General features: G+C 43.5%; 16 protein-coding genes. 5 read left to right on the top strand and 11 right to left on the bottom strand.

From position 1 onward, the window contains the following. Nucleotides 1-31 precede the first annotated feature (31 nt). From murB to JMX91_RS13330, 4 genes are all read right to left on the bottom strand, one after another. The gene (gene murB / locus JMX91_RS10805; RefSeq protein ID WP_265089197.1) at nucleotides 32-1,072 is read right to left on the bottom strand and encodes a UDP-N-acetylmuramate dehydrogenase; all 1,041 of its coding nucleotides are present in this window, start codon (nucleotides 1,070-1,072) and stop codon (nucleotides 32-34) included. A gap of 315 nt (nucleotides 1,073-1,387) precedes the next feature. Next, nucleotides 1,388-1,885 (bottom strand): low molecular weight protein-tyrosine-phosphatase, encoded by a 498-nt coding sequence (locus JMX91_RS10800; protein ID WP_201549084.1) that lies wholly within the window; start codon nucleotides 1,883-1,885, stop codon nucleotides 1,388-1,390. 207 nt (nucleotides 1,886-2,092) lie between these two features. Beyond that, on the bottom strand, nucleotides 2,093-2,521 hold the full coding sequence (locus JMX91_RS10795) for an RNA-binding S4 domain-containing protein (protein ID WP_057760405.1): 429 nt from the start codon (nucleotides 2,519-2,521) through the stop codon (nucleotides 2,093-2,095). 98 nt (nucleotides 2,522-2,619) lie between these two features. Beyond that, nucleotides 2,620-2,724, bottom strand: coding sequence for an excalibur calcium-binding domain-containing protein (locus JMX91_RS13330; RefSeq protein ID WP_201579448.1), 105 nt, complete (start codon nucleotides 2,722-2,724; stop codon nucleotides 2,620-2,622). Between JMX91_RS13330 and JMX91_RS13325 the strand changes: the two genes are divergently transcribed. Further along, on the top strand, nucleotides 2,702-2,923 hold the full coding sequence (locus tag JMX91_RS13325) for a hypothetical protein (protein ID WP_227679387.1): 222 nt from the start codon (nucleotides 2,702-2,704) through the stop codon (nucleotides 2,921-2,923). The two genes, JMX91_RS13330 and JMX91_RS13325, sit on opposite strands and share 23 nt — an antisense overlap. 188 nt (nucleotides 2,924-3,111) lie before the next feature. Here JMX91_RS13325 and ilvA read toward each other — a convergent pair whose 3' ends face one another. Then, nucleotides 3,112-4,665 (bottom strand): threonine ammonia-lyase, biosynthetic, encoded by a 1,554-nt coding sequence (gene ilvA, locus JMX91_RS10785; RefSeq protein ID WP_201549083.1) that lies wholly within the window; start codon nucleotides 4,663-4,665, stop codon nucleotides 3,112-3,114. Between the two features lie 300 nt (nucleotides 4,666-4,965). On the opposite strand from ilvA, the gene rpiA reads away from it, so the two are divergent. After that, a complete protein-coding gene (gene rpiA, locus JMX91_RS10780) occupies nucleotides 4,966-5,625 on the top strand; it encodes a ribose-5-phosphate isomerase RpiA (RefSeq protein ID WP_201549082.1) in 660 nt (219 codons plus the stop codon). 123 nt (nucleotides 5,626-5,748) lie between these two features. On the opposite strand, the gene argF is transcribed toward rpiA, so the two are convergent. From argF to dnaB, 3 genes are all read right to left on the bottom strand, one after another. Further along, a complete protein-coding gene (gene argF, locus JMX91_RS10775) occupies nucleotides 5,749-6,669 on the bottom strand; it encodes an ornithine carbamoyltransferase (protein ID WP_201549081.1) in 921 nt (306 codons plus the stop codon). Nucleotides 6,670-6,870: 201 nt separating this feature from the next. Beyond that, nucleotides 6,871-7,977 carry an alanine racemase gene (gene alr, locus JMX91_RS10770; protein WP_201549080.1) on the bottom strand — a complete coding sequence of 369 codons (1,107 nt, stop codon included), beginning with the start codon at nucleotides 7,975-7,977 and terminating at the stop codon, nucleotides 6,871-6,873. A gap of 178 nt (nucleotides 7,978-8,155) precedes the next feature. Further along, nucleotides 8,156-9,559 carry a replicative DNA helicase gene (dnaB, locus tag JMX91_RS10765; protein WP_201549079.1) on the bottom strand — a complete coding sequence of 468 codons (1,404 nt, stop codon included), beginning with the start codon at nucleotides 9,557-9,559 and terminating at the stop codon, nucleotides 8,156-8,158. Nucleotides 9,560-9,861: 302 nt separating this feature from the next. On the opposite strand from dnaB, the gene pdxA reads away from it, so the two are divergent. Continuing rightward, nucleotides 9,862-10,962 carry a 4-hydroxythreonine-4-phosphate dehydrogenase PdxA gene (pdxA, locus tag JMX91_RS10760; protein ID WP_201549078.1) on the top strand — a complete coding sequence of 367 codons (1,101 nt, stop codon included), beginning with the start codon at nucleotides 9,862-9,864 and terminating at the stop codon, nucleotides 10,960-10,962. 161 nt (nucleotides 10,963-11,123) lie between these two features. Here pdxA and JMX91_RS10755 read toward each other — a convergent pair whose 3' ends face one another. Beyond that, nucleotides 11,124-11,903 carry a transglutaminase-like domain-containing protein gene (locus JMX91_RS10755; protein WP_201549076.1) on the bottom strand — a complete coding sequence of 260 codons (780 nt, stop codon included), beginning with the start codon at nucleotides 11,901-11,903 and terminating at the stop codon, nucleotides 11,124-11,126. Nucleotides 11,904-12,212: 309 nt separating this feature from the next. Here JMX91_RS10755 and rsmA point away from each other — a divergent pair, with 309 nt between their 5' ends. Together rsmA and JMX91_RS10745 are read left to right on the top strand one after the other, a co-directional pair. Beyond that, the gene (rsmA, locus tag JMX91_RS10750; protein ID WP_201549074.1) at nucleotides 12,213-13,076 is read left to right on the top strand and encodes a 16S rRNA (adenine(1518)-N(6)/adenine(1519)-N(6))-dimethyltransferase RsmA; all 864 of its coding nucleotides are present in this window, start codon (nucleotides 12,213-12,215) and stop codon (nucleotides 13,074-13,076) included. Between the two features lie 141 nt (nucleotides 13,077-13,217). Continuing rightward, nucleotides 13,218-14,054 carry a symmetrical bis(5'-nucleosyl)-tetraphosphatase gene (locus tag JMX91_RS10745; RefSeq protein ID WP_201549072.1) on the top strand — a complete coding sequence of 279 codons (837 nt, stop codon included), beginning with the start codon at nucleotides 13,218-13,220 and terminating at the stop codon, nucleotides 14,052-14,054. A 160-nt stretch (nucleotides 14,055-14,214) separates the two neighbouring features. On the opposite strand, the gene JMX91_RS10740 is transcribed toward JMX91_RS10745, so the two are convergent. Both JMX91_RS10740 and JMX91_RS10735 read right to left on the bottom strand, forming a co-directional pair. Further along, nucleotides 14,215-18,264, bottom strand: a complete 4,050-nt coding sequence (locus JMX91_RS10740) for a tandem-95 repeat protein (RefSeq protein WP_201549070.1) — start codon at nucleotides 18,262-18,264, stop codon at nucleotides 14,215-14,217. A 670-nt stretch (nucleotides 18,265-18,934) separates the two neighbouring features. After that, on the bottom strand, nucleotides 18,935-19,106 hold a 172-nt coding region (locus JMX91_RS10735), incomplete at its 5' end, for an IS3 family transposase (protein WP_201549068.1).

The following is a 19,106-nucleotide window of genomic DNA, read 5'->3' as shown; positions in this document are numbered from 1 at the left end:
TTTAGATAATAGCCGCTTAGACCATGATTTTTTAGGCCACATGCTCAGCATATCCAATTGAGCCATCAGCATTTACCCAAACTGGCTCACGTGACAATTGAATGGCAAATTTCTCATAGACAGTAGCAGCGATATGTTTCTGCGCTATGGCTACGTCCTCTTGCGTAGCTTGCTGAGGCGTGTGGTTAGTCAGCACCAATGCTTGCTGTTTATGCGTAAAAATAGGTGCAATACCGTCGCCTTTTAACCCTGCTTGCTCAATGAGCCAACCTGCGGCAACCTTTACCATTGCATCAGGCATCGCGTAACCAACGATAGCTGGATAAGTTGCTTGCAGCGCTGTGAACCGCTCCTGAGCGATAATAGGGTTTTGAAAGAAACTGCCACAGTTAGGTAGCTGCTTTGGGTCAGGCAGCTTTTGTTGTCTAATATCTATAATGGCTTGCATAACGTCAGCAGGCATCGCTTGCTTACGCCCTTGTTGCTCCGCATAGCGCTGCGCCACAGTCTGTACATCGCCATAACTGGCTAAAATATTGGCAGAATCAGTATGTAATCTGAAACCCACACGGCTAATAAGCCATGTGTTTGGTGTACGTTTAAAGATACTGTCACGATAGCCAAATTGGCAATCAGCAGCTGACAAATGGTGCCAAGTTTGTGTCGGCAAATGATAGGTGCGTACATACTGTAAGCGGTCTTCTAATTGTACGCCGTATGCACCGATATTTTGTATGGGTGCTGCGCCCGTCAGACCCGGTATTAGTGCAAGATTCTCTAACCCATACCAACCTTGATTGACCGTATGTACGACCAAATCATGCCAGTTCTCGCCAGCCATTACTTCGATATCAACATAATCGTCGGTTTGATTGGTTAGATGAATACCACGCATCTTTGGCTGCAATACTATGGCTTTTAACGCGGCAGGTAATAAAACATTGCTACCGCCAGATAAGACAAACAGTGGCAATTTGTCTGCTGTATCTTCTATATAAGCTGCCATAAAATCATCAAGCTGCGCCTCATTCTCTAATGTCACTACAGAGTCAGCAACACAGGCCAATGCCATAGTATTATCATGTGACAAGTCGACTGAAACATTGACTACGGCAGTCGCTGAAACATTAGAAACATCAGAGCTGATGGTAGACTGAGTACTGTGGTCAAGGCGTGAAGCTTGGGTCATAACATAGCCTATGTGGCAAAAGAATAATAAGTAATAAGGTAGCTATAGTTTATTCAATTTAAAAGAGGTATAAGGCAACTGAGTGCAGACGTAACTGTGTTACTTCAAGCGAGGTTAACGCTGTCGCTCTTTTATAGAGGATTAACTATATTATAGAGGATACCGGATGCAAGAGTAGCAGAAATATAGACGGTATGGCTAGCAGGCTTTCCAGCTTTCTATCCAAGCTTGGGCGCTTGATTCGATACGCTCGATCACTTCTTCGAAATCATCGTTATCGCCCTTATAGGGATCTGGTACATCGCTACCGCAATAGGTAGGGTCTTCTTCGCTGAACAGCGCTAGTGTTGCTAAATTATCTTCTGACTCTGCAATGCTGTCTTTAATAGCTTGCAGATCAGCTAGATTCTGTGAATCCATGGCTAAGATTAAATCAAAGTCACGAAAGTCATTGGCACTGACTTGACGAGCGACCAGCTTATTAATTTTATAGCCGTGTGACTTAGCATGACGTTGCGAGCGAGCATCAGGCGCACTGCCAACGTGCCAATCACTGGTGCCTGCTGAGTCTACTTTTATGGATAGTCCAGCAATCGCTGCTTGCTGACGAAAAACTTCTTCAGCAGTAGGGGAGCGGCAGATATTTCCTAAACATACCAATAATACAGACGAGGGAGTACAGGCTTTCATCAGCATAATATGACCTTCTATAACAAAAAAAACATGCTATAAGAGACCAGCATTGTTAATGCGGCTTTTATCAGCATGCAATCGATTGAATCAGCTGCTAGCGTAACGCTTAATGCTTGGAATGGCAAGGATAGAGACTAAACAATAGCGTCATTTAACAATGAAAAATTGGCCATATGATGCATGGCCAAAAGGTGAGATAGTGAAACAGTTTTAATCTTGATTACTTTTAAAACGTTGTAGATCGCGGCGTTCTTTTTTGTTGGGCTTGTTATCAGGACGAGCAAGATTAGCCAGTTTGCGCTGTTCGGCATAGTAAGCACGGCGCGTCTCGCTCTCTTTAGTCTCTGAATATAGTACCTCAGCGGCGGTCGCATTGCCACGCTGTGCAGATAGCGCCTCAACAACGACAGTCTTTTCGGTCATAGCGGTCGCTGAGCCTTGGCGAATGGTTAGCTCATCGCCGACTGAAATCTCTTTACTGGTTTTTACCCGGCTACCGGCATAGTGTACGCGTCCACTCTCAATCGCTTGCTTGGCAAGAGTGCGTGTACGATAAAACCTAGCTGCCCATAGCCATTTATCGAGACGGATTTTCACCAAACCTTGGTTATTATCATCAGCATTAGCATTTTTCTTCATAAGAGTCACTCTGCATTCGTTTTTATATTAAATCATAGTGTTATATAAACAATATTAGGGCAACTTTAATATTTGCAAATAGATTTGATGACTGTGGGTTAGTTGCACCATTGTTGTTCACAAGGTACACCATCGTGGTTACCATCCATTTTGGTATTAGGACAGTAGTTTGTGAAATAAGTGGCTTCTGCACAGGATGTCATTTGTGAGCAATGTGTTCTGCCGTCACATGAAAAGTTTGAGGCCGATTGTGTCGATAAGACTGGAGTGGCAGTTGGCGCTGATGTTGAAGTGGTACCCAAATCAACGTATGTTGGCGGTATGTCATCAATATTATCAACGTCATTAGAAGTAAGAGTAGATTGCGTTACGATATCTGCTGCTGCATTGGTTGCAGGTTGATGTACCGTGTTTTTAGGTTGAAGGACTCTATAACCTATAAGCACGAAAAGCAGACATGTCAATATCACTAATACTTTGTTTATCACTGTGCCATACCTGCCAGCTCATAATTATTATTAATATGAAAATGGCAGTTTTTAATCGACTTAAAAACCGCCATTGGATTTGAATTTTTATAGCTATTTTTACTATCTTAAAAACAACTGATAGCCAATATTGTCATTGACCGTCGTACAGTCGTAACCGATATCTAAAAGGGCGTCTTGTAGTTGGCGCGAGTTACTGTCAGAGGCTTGTAAGCCAACCAACACCCGACCTTCAGCGGCACCATGGTTACGGTAATGGAATAAAGTGATATTAAAGTCATCGCCCAATTTTTCTAAGAAAGTCAGCAGTGCGCCCGGACGCTCTGGGAATATCACTTGTAGTAGCTGCTCGTTTTCAACCTTGGCGTGACCACCAATCAAATGACGGATATGTGACTTGGCGATATCATCGTCAGTCAGATCGTGAGCGGTATAGCCATCGTCTGCCAGTTGGCTGCTGATGGTTTGACGTTCTTTTTCGCCTTCTTTTAACGCGATGCCGACAAAGATTGAGGCAGGCTCCATAGAATCTGGCGATTTTTTGCTGTCAGCACGGTAGTTAAACTCAGTGATATTACGACCATGCAGACTGCGACAGAAATTCAAGAAAGCGCCTGTTTGTTCAGGGATAGTGACCCCAAAGATGGCTTCTTTTTTCTCACCAATTTCAGTACGCTCAGCGATATAGCGCAGACGGTCAAAGTTCATATTGGCACCGCAAATGATGGCCGCGCAGTTTTTACCTTGAATATTGTTCGCTGTGATATATTTTTTCATACCAGCAACTGCCAACGCACCTGCAGGCTCTACGATACTGCGGCTCTCCTCAAACACATCTTTGACCGCGGCGCAGACTTCATCGTTGCTACAGGTGACGACGTTAGGCTCCACGACAGGGCCGGAGTTATCGCTTTTTTGCGTACGCACAACGTCAAAAGGCAATTCACCAATCTGCGCGACTGCTACGCCATCGACAAACAATCCCACTTGCTCAAGTTTGACACGTTCGCCCGCTTCAAGTGCGGCTTTTAGGCAAGCTGATTGTTCCGCTTCTACCGCGATCACTTTGACATGCGGTGCCACTTCTCCCAAAAATGCGGCGACACCTGAGATGAGACCGCCACCCCCAACCGCGACAAAGACGTAATCCATGTTGCGCCACTGCTGGGTAAGCTCAAGCGCGATGGTTCCTTGTCCTGCAATCACCAATTCATCATCATAAGGTGGTATGAAAGTCAGCCCTTCGCGCTCAGCACGATCTATTGCATAGCGGTTTGCTTGATCGAAGCTATCACCATGCAGATCCACATTGCCACCGAGTGCTCTGACGGCATCTACTTTGATATCAGGAGTCGTGGTTGGCATGACGATGATGTTGTTCAGTGACAGTTTGCGTGCAGAGTAAGCCACGCCTTGTGCATGGTTGCCCGCTGAAGCACAAATCACACCGCGCGCTTTTTGCTCATCGCTCAATTGACTGATGCGATTATAGGCACCGCGCAATTTAAAGGATTTGACCGGTTGTAAGTCTTCACGCTTGAATCGAATGTCATTGGCAAAACGTTGGGTCAGCTTGGGCGCCGTTTCAAGTGGTGTTTGAATAGCAACGTCATAGACGGTGGCTTGTAATATGGCTCGTACCCAGTGTGACAGCATAGTAATCCCTAAACAGAATGAATATAAAAAACGAAATAGATTAGCCTATGCTGATTTTGAGTATCTTGCAAGACTCAATTGCAGTTTTCTTGGGATTTCATGCTCGAATGTGAATGAATTGAAGATGTGTGGCGAAGATCGATAACAGACCAGTACTAGAGACGTATCATACGACAAGCAAATTAAGGTCATGATTGCGCTAACATCCATGAATATCATCAGTTATAATAGCCGCGCATTTTATCTCTTTTAGCCTTTTACTTTTTTTAAGACCATACGTTTATTTTCCAAGGATTTATGATGAGTGATCAGCAAGCACAAAAGCAAGCCGCCGCCCGCGCCGCCTTAAATTATATTGAAGACGATATGATACTTGGGGTAGGGACAGGTAGTACGGTCAACTGTTTGATTGAGTTGTTGCCGCAATTGAAGCTTGCTGGCGCGGTTGCCAGCTCACAAGTGACTGAAGACAAGCTTCGTGCGCTTGGTATCGAAATCGTTGATTTGAATTTTGCTGGTACGCTCGATGTTTACATTGATGGTGCTGATGAGGTCAATGAGCACTTGCAACTTATTAAAGGCGGCGGCGGTGCGCTGACGCGTGAAAAGATCGTCGCGGCAGCGTCTAGCAAGTTCGTTTGTATGGTCGATGAGAGCAAAAGCGTTGAGATCTTAGGTCGTGCGTTTCCAGTACCAATTGAAGTACTGCCACAAGCTCGCTCGTATGTGGCTCGTCAATTGGCCAAATTGGGCGGTGAACCAGTATATCGTGAAGACTTTGTCACTGATTATGGTAACGTTATCTTAGATACTTATGACTTGGATGTGAGCAATCCAATTGCGCTAGAAAAAGAGCTGAATAATATCGTCGGTGTGGTCTGTAATGGTATTTTTGCGGCGAACCAAGCTGATGTTCTATTAAAAGCAGGTGCAAATGGCGTGACGACGCTCACGCGTTAATTCATATCCATACGCTTGCTAAAAATTGAATAATAAAAAAGGCAGACTAATATATAGTCTGCCTTTTTTGTGTCTTACTTTACAAGTAACTTACTTTGATTAGCTATGAGGGTGTGTAAGTGATTAAGACAACTTGATTTTGTCTTTTAGCAAAAACTCCATCAATGCTTTTTGGGCATGTAAGCGGTTTTCAGCTTCATCCCAGACGACAGAGCGTGGGTCGTTCAGCATATCATGAGAGATTTCCTCGCCGCGATGGGCGGGCAAGCAATGCATAAACACCACTTCAGGATCGGCTTTGTCTAACAGAGACGGCGTCACTTGATAAGGGGCAAAACGACGTGCGCGCGTATTTTGCTCGGATTCTTGACCCATACTTGCCCATACATCGGTGACAATTAAGTTAGAATCTTTGGCTGCGTCTTGTACGTTTTCAACCAGACTGACACAGTGTGAAAAGCGTTCCATAAGTTTCGGATCAGGCTCGAACCCATAAGGTGCTGCGACACGTAATTCAAAACCAAACTGATTGGCAGCTTGCATAAATGACGAGCACATATTGTTGCCATCGCCGACCCACGTGACGATCTTATTTTCGATACTACCGCGATGCTCGTAATAGGTCTGCATATCAGCAAGTAGTTGGCATGGATGGTATTCATCGGTCAAGGCATTGATAATAGGTACACTAGAGTATTTAGCAAAGGTTTCAACTTTTTCGTGTCCAAAGGTACGAATCATAATGATATCTACCATGCTAGAAATCACGCGTGCTGAGTCTTCTAGTGGCTCGCCGCGACCTAGCTGCGTATCGTTTGGTGATAAAAAGATAGCATTACCACCAAATTGACCCATGCCTGTCTCAAATGAGATACGGGTACGCGTTGAAGATTTTTCAAATATCATGCCAAGCGTCCGACCAACGAAAGGCTGATATATCTCGCCTGCGTGTTGCATCTTACGCAATTCGCTTGCGCGTTTGATTAAGTTTTCTAGTTCTTGTTTGGTTAAATCAGATAAGGTCAAAAAATGGCGCAAACTCATAGTAATCCTAGCAGTCGATCGCAGTCAGTGAAACGTCATCAGTCTTCAATAGCATCGCGTCAGTGCGTATACTGGGTTGACAACAAACTTTTAGTATAGCGTATTTACTTTCAATGTAAACGCTCAATTTTATCAAGATCGAATGGCTTGCTAAATAGACCAAAATCGCATTAGCAAACCACAATACTCGTATGCTAATGACTATCCCTGTGTACGGTTTGGACGTATGCTGAGGCGACACAGTAGCTCATAGCTGATCGTCCCAGCATGACCTGCAACTTCATCGACATGCGGCGCATCACCCCAGAGCATAACTTTGCTATCCAAAGCAAGACTCTCAGGTGCGCTACTGATATCAATGACAATCATATCCATTGCCACACGCCCAATCACAGGACAACGGTAGCTTTGATTGTCGTTAGCATCGATGACGGTGACATAAGCGTCGTCACTTATTACACGCGGATAGCCGTCTCCGTAACCCACACTCACGAGAGCGGTTCTGGTGTCTTGCTGCGCACGCCAGCGGCTACCATAGCCGATCGAATCATTGGCACTGACCGTTTGTAATGCCATAATTTGAGCACTAAATTCCATCGCGGGCTGCAAGTTTAATTCTTGTGCGCTTTTGTCAACGACAGGCGAGCTACCATATAAGATAATGCCTGGACGTACCCAATCATAATGGTACTCTGGCAAGTTGACGACACCAGCAGAGTTGCATAGTGAGCCTTGGATATCTGGGCTAATGGTATCTTTCAAAGTCGCTAATACGCTTGAGAAGCGCTCAATTTGCATTGCATTTAGTGGGTGGTCATGGTCATCAGCATTGGCAAAATGTGTGGCTAGGATTAGCTGATAACCTGCTTCATGTAGGCGCTTTGCTGCTGATAGCACACCTTCAGCATTGAAACCCAAACGGTTCATGCCTGTATTGTATTTGAGCCAAACCACATTCGTTGCACTATTGGCGGGTGGAATGTTTTGTAGTGCCCATTCTAGCTGTGGTCCGTGGTGAATCACGCAGCTAATCTCATGCTCGATCGCTTGCTGCCACTCATCAGCGCTAAATGCCCCTTCTACTAGACCGATGGTTTTATCCCAGCCTAACTGTCTGGCTTCTAGCGCTTCAGTCAACGTTGCGACACCGATACCATCTGCTTGCTGCAGGGCTGGCAAGACTGCCGCTACGCCATGTCCGTAAGCATTGGATTTGACCATGGCCAATACTTTCGATTGGGGTGCTCGTTGTTTTACTTGATTTAGGTTATGGGTAAGGGCTTTTGGTTTTATGGTAATAGTGCGCATAATCGCCTTCTATATGAGTAGAATTATGAAGTGATAAAGCCAGCACTACATCGGTTGGGCGGATGCGGTACTGGCTATGGTATTAAAAACTGATTATATAAAATTACTTATTAACCTACGACTAAACCTAATTTTATGCAAGGCTCAGTCTTGATCAAGGTTAAATTTATAAGGTTGGTTACTCATCATTCTCAAAACTGACGCCTTGGTAGTACTCTGGCGTTAGATTAATAAAGCGGGTAAATTGACCTTCAAAACCCAAACGTACGGTGCCAATAGGGCCGTTACGTTGTTTACCAATGATAATTTCCGCCACGCCTTTATGGTCTGAGTTTTCATTATAAACCTCATCACGATAGATGAACATAATCAAATCGGCATCCTGCTCAATTGCACCAGATTCACGTAGATCCGACATGATAGGGCGTTTATTTGGACGGTTTTCTAGACTACGGTTAAGCTGTGACAATGCAATCACGGGACATTCAAGCTCACGTGCCAGTGCTTTTAGACTGCGAGAAATTTCAGAAATCTCGCCAACACGGTTACCATCTAGACTTGGTACTTTCATCAGCTGAAGATAATCGACCACGATAGCACCCAAGCGCCCATCATGGTTTTTGGCGATACGTCGGCAGCGAGAGCGCATCTCAGAGGGCGGTAGGGCGGTACTGTCATCAATATAAAGGTGCTTTGATTGTAGATGTTGAATGGCGTTCATCATTTTTGCCCATTCATCTTCGTTCATTTGACCAGAGCGCAGGTGTGTCTGATTAATCGCACCCCATGATGACAGTAAACGCATCACGATAGATTCCGCAGGCATCTCCATCGAAAACACCACAACGGGCAAATCTTCATTAAACAAAATCCCTTCTGCTAAGTTCATCGCAAAAGTGGTTTTACCCATAGAAGGACGCGCAGCGACGATAATCAGATCACCCGCTTGCAGGCCTTGAGTCTTGTTGTTGAGCTCGACAAATGGCGTTTGTAAACCAATCATGCCGTCAGGGTTTGATTTGAGTTCTTGAATCTTATCGATGACGTTGGTCAGTACAGAGGTAATACCGACAGGTCCACGCTGTTCGGCGCGTTTATTGTGCTGCTCATTGATACTAAATATTTTGCCCTCGACATTGTCCAAGATATCACTGACACTTTGATCTTTTGGATTGTAGGCAAGCGTCAACATGTCGTTACCTGTGGTGATCAGTTGACGGAGGGTCGACAGCTCACGCACACGCTGCGCATAGGCAGTCAGGTTAAACAAGGTTGCAGGGCTTTGGCTCAAAATATCCGCCAGATAACTGTCACCACCTGCGCCTTTAAGAAGCTTTTGCGCCTCTAACCAGTCGTGTACCATGACCGTATCATAAGGCTCATTCACTGCTGCCAAATGGGCAATGGCATCAAAAATATATTGATGTCGCCCAGCATAAAAGTCATCTTTGGTGACGATATCGGCAATCTTGTCATACGCCTCTTCGATACTCATCAAGGACGCCAGCAGCGCCTTTTCAATATCGATATTGTGCGGCGGTGTTTGATTGAGTAAGTCGTCGGTTTTTTCGGTATCTGCCATGAGTGCCTAATAAGTCAAAAGTCGGTATAGAAAAATCTGTTTGTCGTGTCGTCAAACAAACGTGCCATGCTATCTACGATAGAGGTACCAAAACATGGTCTCACGTATGTCTGTAAATGCTACAATCAGAAGCGAAAGTTTAACACATCTTGGGATTTTTTTAGATACGATGACTAACTAAATCCGAGTGCAAGATGCTTAATATGTTGAGCGCGCTTATGTGAATTTTAGACAGAACCAGCGCTGTAGATGATGATAAGAACAATAAAATAAATAATTCAACTTGAGAGAAGGTGAGCAATATGACTCAGAAAAAGGCCCCGCTATTGATTACCACTGGTGAGCCTGCGGGCATTGGAATGGATGTCGTACTGAGTTTGGCATCAGAGGGAAAGTTGCAAGACTTTGCTCGGCCAATTTGGGTGACTGCTGATGCTAAAGCGATGCAAACTCGCGCAGATGAATTGGTGGCAGCTGGCGTGCTCAAAAGCATACCCAGTTGGCATACTATCAATACAGATATAAATGCCGATAATTTCGATGTTCATTTGGTAGAGCAGATATCAGAGCAAGATATAGACGCTGATAGTGCTTTTATCCTACTGAATATTCCTTGTGCTGCACCTGTGGTCAGTGGTCAGATCAATATTGCTAACTCAGCGATGGTGGCTCAGCAGTTAGATATTGCTCATAAACTGGCAATAAATAATACAGTCGCCGCTATCGTCACAGGTCCCTTGCAAAAATCAGCGCTAATAGACGCGGACATTAAACTATTAGATGGCACCATGTTTAGTGGTCATACTGAATTTTTTATGCAGCAAAGTAATCGTGAAAAAGTAGTCATGATGCTTGCGAACCAAGCCATGAAGGTAGCGCTGGTTACCACGCATTTGGCCTTAAAAGACATCCCTGCTGCGATTACAGCGGATAATGTGCGCCAAACGGTGCAGATTGTCATCGATGACATGAGAGAAAAGTTTGGTCTCGCGCAGCCTCGTATTTTAGTTTGCGGCCTCAATCCACATGCAGGCGAGGGCGGGCACTTGGGTAGCGAGGAGATTGACATTATCAATCCTGTGTTGCAAGAATTTATTGATGCAGGTGTCAACATATCAGAGGCGATGCCAGCCGATACGTTATTTACCACTAGACATTTGGCCAATTGTGATGCGGTCATTGCCATGTATCACGATCAAGGGTTGCCAGTATTAAAATCGCACGGTTTTGGCGATACGGTCAATCTAACCTTGGGCTTGCCTTATATTCGTACCTCTGTCGATCATGGTACGGCGCTAGATTTGGCAGGAAGCGGCGGTGCGAGTGCGACCAGTTTATATCAAGCACTAAATATGGCTAATGAGATGGCTGATAAATCACTTATCGATGTACCTGCTGTATAAATCATTGCTTATAGATATTTTTCACATAGTACTTAATAACTTTAGTAATAGTAATGTCTATCTAAAAAGGCAGCCGCCTAAGACGATCCAGTAAAATTTTTATCGTGTATGACGGGCATTATCTGTCTTAAACACAGGCCCGAAAGCCTAGGATCAGGAACCTAAGATTGTCTGGTCACGGATACCGATTGGTTGACCAGCTCCATGGATCCGAACGAGGTTAAGAATGCGACGTTTGACGCATCAGACCCAACACCGATGCGGGCCATCGTGTCGGCACCTGCCATGCCAGTCGGATCAATGAGGTGCCAGCTCCCTTCAAGATAGACCTCGGCCACGGCATGAAAGTCTTGTGGTGTCACGTCGGGCGCATAGACGCTTGCGAATCTAGCTGGTATCGACGACGCGCGCGCTAGTGTTACGAGAACATGCGCAAAGTCGCGGCATACGCCTTGACGTTGAGCAAAGCTGTCGAGCGCGGTAGTTTGTGCATGGCTCGATCCGGGTACATAGCTAAATGCCGACTCGATCCAGTCGCGCATCGCGGCAATCCGTGCGCCGCCAGCGAGATTGCCAAACTCGGCGTCCACGAAGGCATGGAACTGTTCTGACGGGCAATAGTGAGACGGCATCAAATGCCTGATTGTCTCTCCGGGCAAAAGATGCAGGGGCGTTTGGGACAGTGCCGATATGTCTAAGGCAGGACGGTCAACGGCGATTTCTGCGAGGTAAGTGCAGCTAAAGTCCCCTTCAGCGTGAATCCAAATCCGCTCTCCTATGCCATCATCGGCGGTAACCCGTGAAAAATGCGCAACGTCAGATGTCCAAATCTCGGCTGACCGTACCCGTTGATCCGCAAGATCGGCGGCTTCGATCTGAAGCAAAAGATCCATTGGCTCTGAGAGTCGATAATGGAGTGTGACGTTAAGTTTCAGGATCATATGTGAACTCCCTAAGGGTATTTATTTAGCGAGCTGACGATCGCGTAGGGCTAAACCGCCTCGACTATACCAGAGACTGGCTTACTAGAGTCAGGCAGCAATACCTGACAGGGTTAAATTATCATAATACCGCTTTTCAAACTCAAAAGGTGAAACATAACCAATTGCGTATGGCTCGTCTATCGATAATAATTATTCAAAAACACAGCCTAATTATGAGCTGTGGTATAATTTATCATTATAAAGCTAAAACATTGCTGCTATTACATTATCATTGCCCATTTCTCTTTTATACATTAAGACTCTTTTATGTCCAAAACTTCATTTGATGCTCAAACTATTTCTAACAGCTTACGTGCTGCCAAACATCAGCCGCGTAAACGCTTTGGCCAAAACTTCTTGCATGATACTAGCGTCATTCGCGAAATCGTCGAAAGTATTCGTCTAGAGCGCGATGACAATTTGATCGAGATTGGGCCTGGTATGGGCGCATTGACCGAGCCATTATTAGCAGAAGTGGATGCGATGACAGTGGTAGAGCTGGATCGCGATTTAGCAGATAGCTTGCGTATTCGTATCGGTGCCAATAGCCATCCAAACTTTGAGATTATCAAAGACAACGCGATGTATGTGGACTACCGTGAGCTATATAGTGAAGAGCGCGGTAAGCTGCGCGTGGTGGGCAACCTGCCGTATAACATCTCAACGCCTATCTTATTTCATCTGCTTAGCTATGCCGATGTGATTCAAGATATGCATTTTATGTTGCAAAAAGAAGTGGTTGAGCGTATCACAGCCGACGTGGGTAGCAAGACTTATGGCCGCTTATCGGTCATCATGCAGTACCACTGTGATACAGATTATTTGCTGACCGTTCCTCGCGGTGCGTTTAATCCACCACCAAAGGTGACTAGTGCCGTGTTCCGCCTGACGCCGCATATCAACAAACCAGTAGTCGCAAATGATGAAGAGCACTTTGCTATCGTCGTGCGTGAGACTTTTAACCATCGTCGCAAGACGCTACGGGCTATCTTTAAAAAATCAACGTTGCTGCCGACATTGAGCGAAGACGATTTTGTGGCTTGTGGTATCGATCCGCAGGCACGACCTGAGACATTAAGCGTCACAGATTTTGTGAACCTAAGCAATCATTCACAACAGCTAGACGTATAATGTATTTTCAATGAATAATAGCATGCTACTAACCGTCAATTATAATGGCGGTTTTTTATGCTTTATTTTTATGATTAGCACTTAAGTATTTATTTCTTATCGAGCTGTCTTTAACTATCGTGTTTAAATCGTTGAGGTATTATGAGTTTTCGCCATCAGTATGTTATCGGTGACTTGCAAGGTTGCTATGCTGCATATCTACAATTACTAAAGACACTGGATTTCGATCCTACCCAAGACAAGTTATGGTTTGCTGGTGATCTGATAGCACGCGGTGAAGATTCATTGAACACGCTGCGTCATGTCAAAGCGTTGTGTGAGCAGGGCGCCGCGGCAACGGTATTGGGCAATCATGATCTTAATTTGATAGCAGTCTGGCGCGGGGCAGCCAAGCTTAAAAATAAAGACAAAACCGCACCTATCTTTGCTGCGGATGATTGTGATGAATTACTCGAATGGTTACGCAGGCAGCCGATATTGGCGTATCCTGATGAGCACACGGTGTTGGTACATGCGGGTATTCCACCGCATTGGAGTATTGAAGCCGCCGCAGGATACGCTCAGCAATTAGAAGTTCAGCTGCAAAGTAGATTGGAGCAGCTCGACCAATTGCTGCCGAATCTATATAGCAAAGAAGCGGATGAATGGCATGCAGGTATCGAAGGATTTACTAAGATGCGGGCGATTGCTAATTACTTTACGCGCATGCGCTTGTGTAAGCAGGATGGGTCTCTTGAGTTTAGCTTTTCAGCAGGCTTAGATGAAGCTATACCAACCGATTTTTTGCCTTGGTTCGAGTGGCAAGTACCGCGCACTCGTAAGATACTATTTGGGCATTGGGCTGCGCTAAAAGGCGAGATTGATTTGCCACATGCGCGCGCACTTGACGGGGGCTGTGTGTGGGGTAATTATCTATTAGCTTATAGATTGGGGGACAGTAAGGTAATAACTTCAAGCGCACAGTGCCCGAGTCTATAAAGAGGGTTATAAGCGTCTTTATATAAGGCTAAATAAACAGTCTGTTAATAGGTTTGAAGGGTAAAACGACTAGTTCGATTAGGATATGCTTAAAACAAAAAGCGGGCAATGAATTCCATTGTCCGCTTTTTAAATATTGAGTACTGTATATAACAGAGTCTTATATAATATGGAACATCGCTTCTGTTTGCATATTATTGTCAAGCGCTTGCACTATAGAGAAGTCCATTACTGTTGACTGATTAGAAGCGCCACTAAATCCTGTAGTAGTAGCAGTCTCCTTAGTTATAGCCATTGTATCAGTGCTTTCAAACACTAATGCATCACTATTTGTATCAAGTAAATCATCAATCTTAGGTAGCTCTATTTGCTGTGAGTTTGCAAAAATATCTATTTCAGTATTGAATTCATCAACTCTATCGAATGACATCACGCTGCGAGCGCTACTGTAACCCCCATCAGACATAGCTTCTATAGTCGCTCTATCCCAAGCAGTTCCATCGTCGAAATAAATGTTATCAACACCGCCAGTACTAAATTGAGCCCCTAAATATATTGTTCCATTTCCTGTAGATAGATATAAATGCGTATCTACACGAGCCAAAGTTATTTCAGAGGTATCAAAACCCTTTAATTCTAATTTGTTTGAACCATTAAAATCATCGATATTTACTTGCGTATTGTTTAGAAAGCTCTTAGCATCAAAAATATAAGTATCATCTCCTTGACCGCCCTTAAAACGGCTACTATAAACTGCTCCAGAACTTCCGTTCCCACCATAAATTAAGGTATCATTACCAGCTTCGCCATATAAAGTGTCACGACTGTCATTAGAAATTAAAATATCATCGCCATCGCCACCATATAGTACAGAGTATTCACTAGTAGCTGTAAAGATGTCCTCGCCATCGGTACCAATCCATTTTTGACCCGCCATAGCTTCTATAGTCGCTCTATCCCAAGCAGTTCCATCGTCGAAATAAATGTTATCAACACCGCCAGTACTAAATTGAGCCCCTAAATATATTGTTCCATTTCCTGTAGATAGATATAAATGCGTATCTACACGAGCCAAAGTTATTTCAGAGGTATCAAAACCCTTTAATTCTAATTTGTTTGAACCATTAAAATCATCGATATTTACTTGCGTATTGTTTAGAAAGCTCTTAGCATTAAAAATATAAGTATCATCTCCTTGACCGCCCTCAAAACGGCTACTATAAACTGCTCCAGAACTTCCGTTCCCACCATAAATTAAGGTATCATTACCAGCTTCGCCATATAAAGTGTCACGACTGTCATTAGAAATTAAAATATCATCGCCATTGCCACCATAAATAGTGTCGTTCCCAGCAGTTCCTTTAACAATATCAATTCCATCAATTAATGGTCTATATTCGCCAGAGGCAGTAGCCATCGCGAAATCTAACGTTGTACTATTCCCAGCTATATCAGACGCTTTAATTTGGTAATTACCCTCTACAAACGGAATATTAGAAGCATCATCAAGCAGTATCAAAGTACCATTTTCGGATTTAAAAGCTTGTAGCGTGTCTTGGTCGATATCTGCATCAACTTCTAACTGATTAGTAGTAGTATTAAAATTTAAAATATTACCTAATATAGGAGCGGTAGTGTCGATAGTGATGTCTTTTATAGTGGTAAAGCTCTCATTAAGTGCTTCATCTGTTACCTTTGCTCTAAAGATATAGTCGCCATCTGACAAGTTAGAAGCCGTACCGTTTGCCAATGCTTGCCATGTAACACCTTGATCAGTTGAATACTGATACTCAACTTGGCTTCCACGCTCATTATTACTAATTGCTAAATCAAATGAGCGATCAGAGGTGATACCATCATCCTGAAATAGCCCTGTGTCTTCAAAGTCATTGAACACTAATTCACCAGGCTCTGGAGGCGTTGTATCCGAGCTAATATTGATCCCATAGTGACTTGCTTGCTTAGTATCTAAATCAATAACCTTTACATAAAAATCTTCTGCTAGACTCTCAGCCTCTAAACCTAGATCATTACGGTCTGAGCGATACACGTAAGAGCCATCCGCTGCTATAGTAAGCTTGCCGTTGTCAGTATCAATAGTAATTGGGCTTGCTGCAGGACTGCCTGTTTGGAATACAAGCGACTGGCCGCCTATCTGGATTTCATAATTGCTAGGTGTACTGATAGCGCCACTTTCATCTGCAAAGATATTTCCTGTGATGTCTTGATAGCCAGTAAAACCAATAGTCTCCACATCCTTAAACTCAGTGACATTAAAGTCAATTGAAGACCCTTGTGATTCTACATATAGATATATAATATATTTACCCAGTGGTAAAGTATCTATATTGAAGTCGATCGAATAATTACGTGATCCTGCTGATGAAATGCTACCTGAGCTTGAAGTCGAGATTCTTGAACCCTCAAGTTCATAGCTATAATAACCATTAATAATATTAGAGCTATTAGAAATCTCCAGCTGAGGCATACCATTTTCGCCAGTGATTTCAAACTCTATCAACTCACTTATGAAAGATAATGCCTGCTTTTCTATAACTATTTGCTGCTCATTAATAACACTAGTTTCAAATACTTCTTGCAACTCAAAGTTAGATTTTTGATCAAGTGAGCTTATCGTGACATTGGCAGTCTTAGTAATAAGGCCACCTTGCCCGTCATTCACTGTATAGGTGAAGTTATCTTCGCCTGTAAAATCGGTATTTGGAGTGTAAGTGTAGCTGCCATTGGCGTTGACAGTCACTGTGCCATTCTCTGCCTCAGTTAACAATGCATAAGTCAGCGTGTCACCATCGACATCAGTGGCTTCAGTAAGTACACCTGTATCAATTATATTTTTAGCAACACCGATGATACTGTTTTCTGAGACTGGCGCATCATTCACTGCTGCCACGTTAACGGTCGCGGTTTGGGTGATAACACCGCCTTTGCCGTCATTGATGGTATAAGTGAAGCTATCTTTGCCATTAAAGTTGGCATTAGGTGTGTAGCTGTAGCTGCCATCTTTATCGATGACTACTTTACCGTTGGCAGCATTAGTAGCGATGGCATAGGTCAAGGCATCGCCATCCGCGTCAGTTGCCGCTTCTAGTTTGCCACTAACCGCAGTGTCTTCTGTAGCAGTAACGGTAGAGTCTTTTGAGACAGGGATGTCGTTCACAAAAGCCACAGTAATGTTGGCCGTTTTAGTGATGGTTTCCGTGCCGTCTGTCACTGTATAGGTAAAGCTGTCTTTGCCATTGAAGTTAGCATTCGGTGTGTAGGTATAGCTACCATCAGTATTCACTGTCGCTGTACCATTTTTAGCAGCGGTGCCAATAGTATAAGTTAAAGCATCGCCATCAACGTCAGTGGCTTTAGCTAAGAAACCTTTAGCTACTGTGTCTTCTGTTGCCGCAATCGTAGTATTGGCTGAGACTGGCGCATCATTCACTGCTGCCACGTTAACGGTCGCGGTTTGGGTAATAACGCCGCCTTTGCCGTCATTGATGGTATAAGTGAAGCTATCTTTGCCATTAAAGTTGGCATTAGGTGTGTAGCTGTAGCTGCCATCTTTATCGATGACTACTTTACCGTTGGCAGCATTAGTAGCGATGGCATAGGTCAAGGCATCGCCATCCGCGTCAGTCGCCGCTTCTAGTTTGCCACTAACCGCAGTGTCTTCTGTAGCAGTAACGGTAGAGTATTTTGAGACAGGGATGTCGTTCACAGGTTGCTTTGATGAGCTGCTGCTACCTCCGGAAAATGCTACGGCTCCTAGTGCAGCTGCCCCAAGTGATCCCAGTAAAACAGTATTACTGACCCCGTTAATTATTGAAGTACCACCTGACATTTCTGACACAAGTGTTGTATAGGAAGTTTCTAAAGCTACTTGTGATATCACACCTGTTTCCGAACTCACATAATCAAACTCAGAAAAACCTGAATCACTGACTGTACCGAGCTGAACATCGTCTGTTATGTAGTAATCTTCAATAGTCAGTAACGTGTCACCATTTTCATCAGCAATCAATAAGTCATTAGCTGACTTTTTAGCTTTCAGTTTTTTAGCTGGCTGACCTGTTTTAGCATCTAATAAGGAAAATCTCATACCTTGTTCAGCAGTCACTTTAGTAGATTGATTACTGATCAATAATTTATCAATCAAATTAGCATTATCTTTTTGCAAGATTAGTTGAATTGTTTGTATCATTAAATATCCTTATTAAACCTTCTTATAAATCGAGAAAGGTTTCTATGCATCGAAAGTTTTGTTTTAGGTAGGTAACATTAACTAACAGTAATTATACTATAATAATATACATTAGTTGAATTTAATAGTGCGTAAGACTGTACTTCTTAGTTTCCTATTTAATTGCATAATAAGTATTTAACGAGAAATAGTGTGAAGTCTGTAAGATACAAGAAAGTGTGAGTAGGTCGATTGATGATTGTTCAAGAGTATGTGAATACAACAGAGAGGCAATTATAGTATCGTTAGTTTATGTTCATATGGCTATATGAATTGATAGTGAACAGTTAAATTATTATGCTTTTCCCATAACAGATTTTGAAGTAAACGGTCTTCAGTATAAAAAAGACACCAGCATATTTGTAAACAAACCGCGAGTATAGCAGCTTTATTAAATGGAGGTAACTGAATAGAGTGGGATAAGTCATACTTTTGGGGACAAATTATTATTCTATATAAAGTGGCTGAATTTAGTGATTTTGGAAGGTTTAGATGGTGAGTACCAAGGAAGTAACGAAATGAAATTGTTAAACCTTTTAATAACTACGATGTAAGCAACTAAACAAGCATAAAGCCACCGCAACTTGACCCCTGCTGTCAATCCCGTAGAACTAAACTTGGGAGATTTTAGTTACGCAGCTTGACGATAAAAGTCAAACCACACTTGTCTTGGCGTTTTATAGCCCAAACCCTTTTGAATCCTAGTCTGATTGTAATACAGCTCGATATATTTGATGATGTCAGTAATGGCTGTGAATCGTGTTTTATAGTCCTTATGATATATTAGCTCATTCTTTAATATG

It is taken from the genome of Psychrobacter sp. Pi2-1, assembly GCF_904846645.1.
Taxonomy (GTDB): domain Bacteria; phylum Pseudomonadota; class Gammaproteobacteria; order Pseudomonadales; family Moraxellaceae; genus Psychrobacter.
This window is presented reverse-complemented; position numbering and strand designations above follow the sequence as displayed.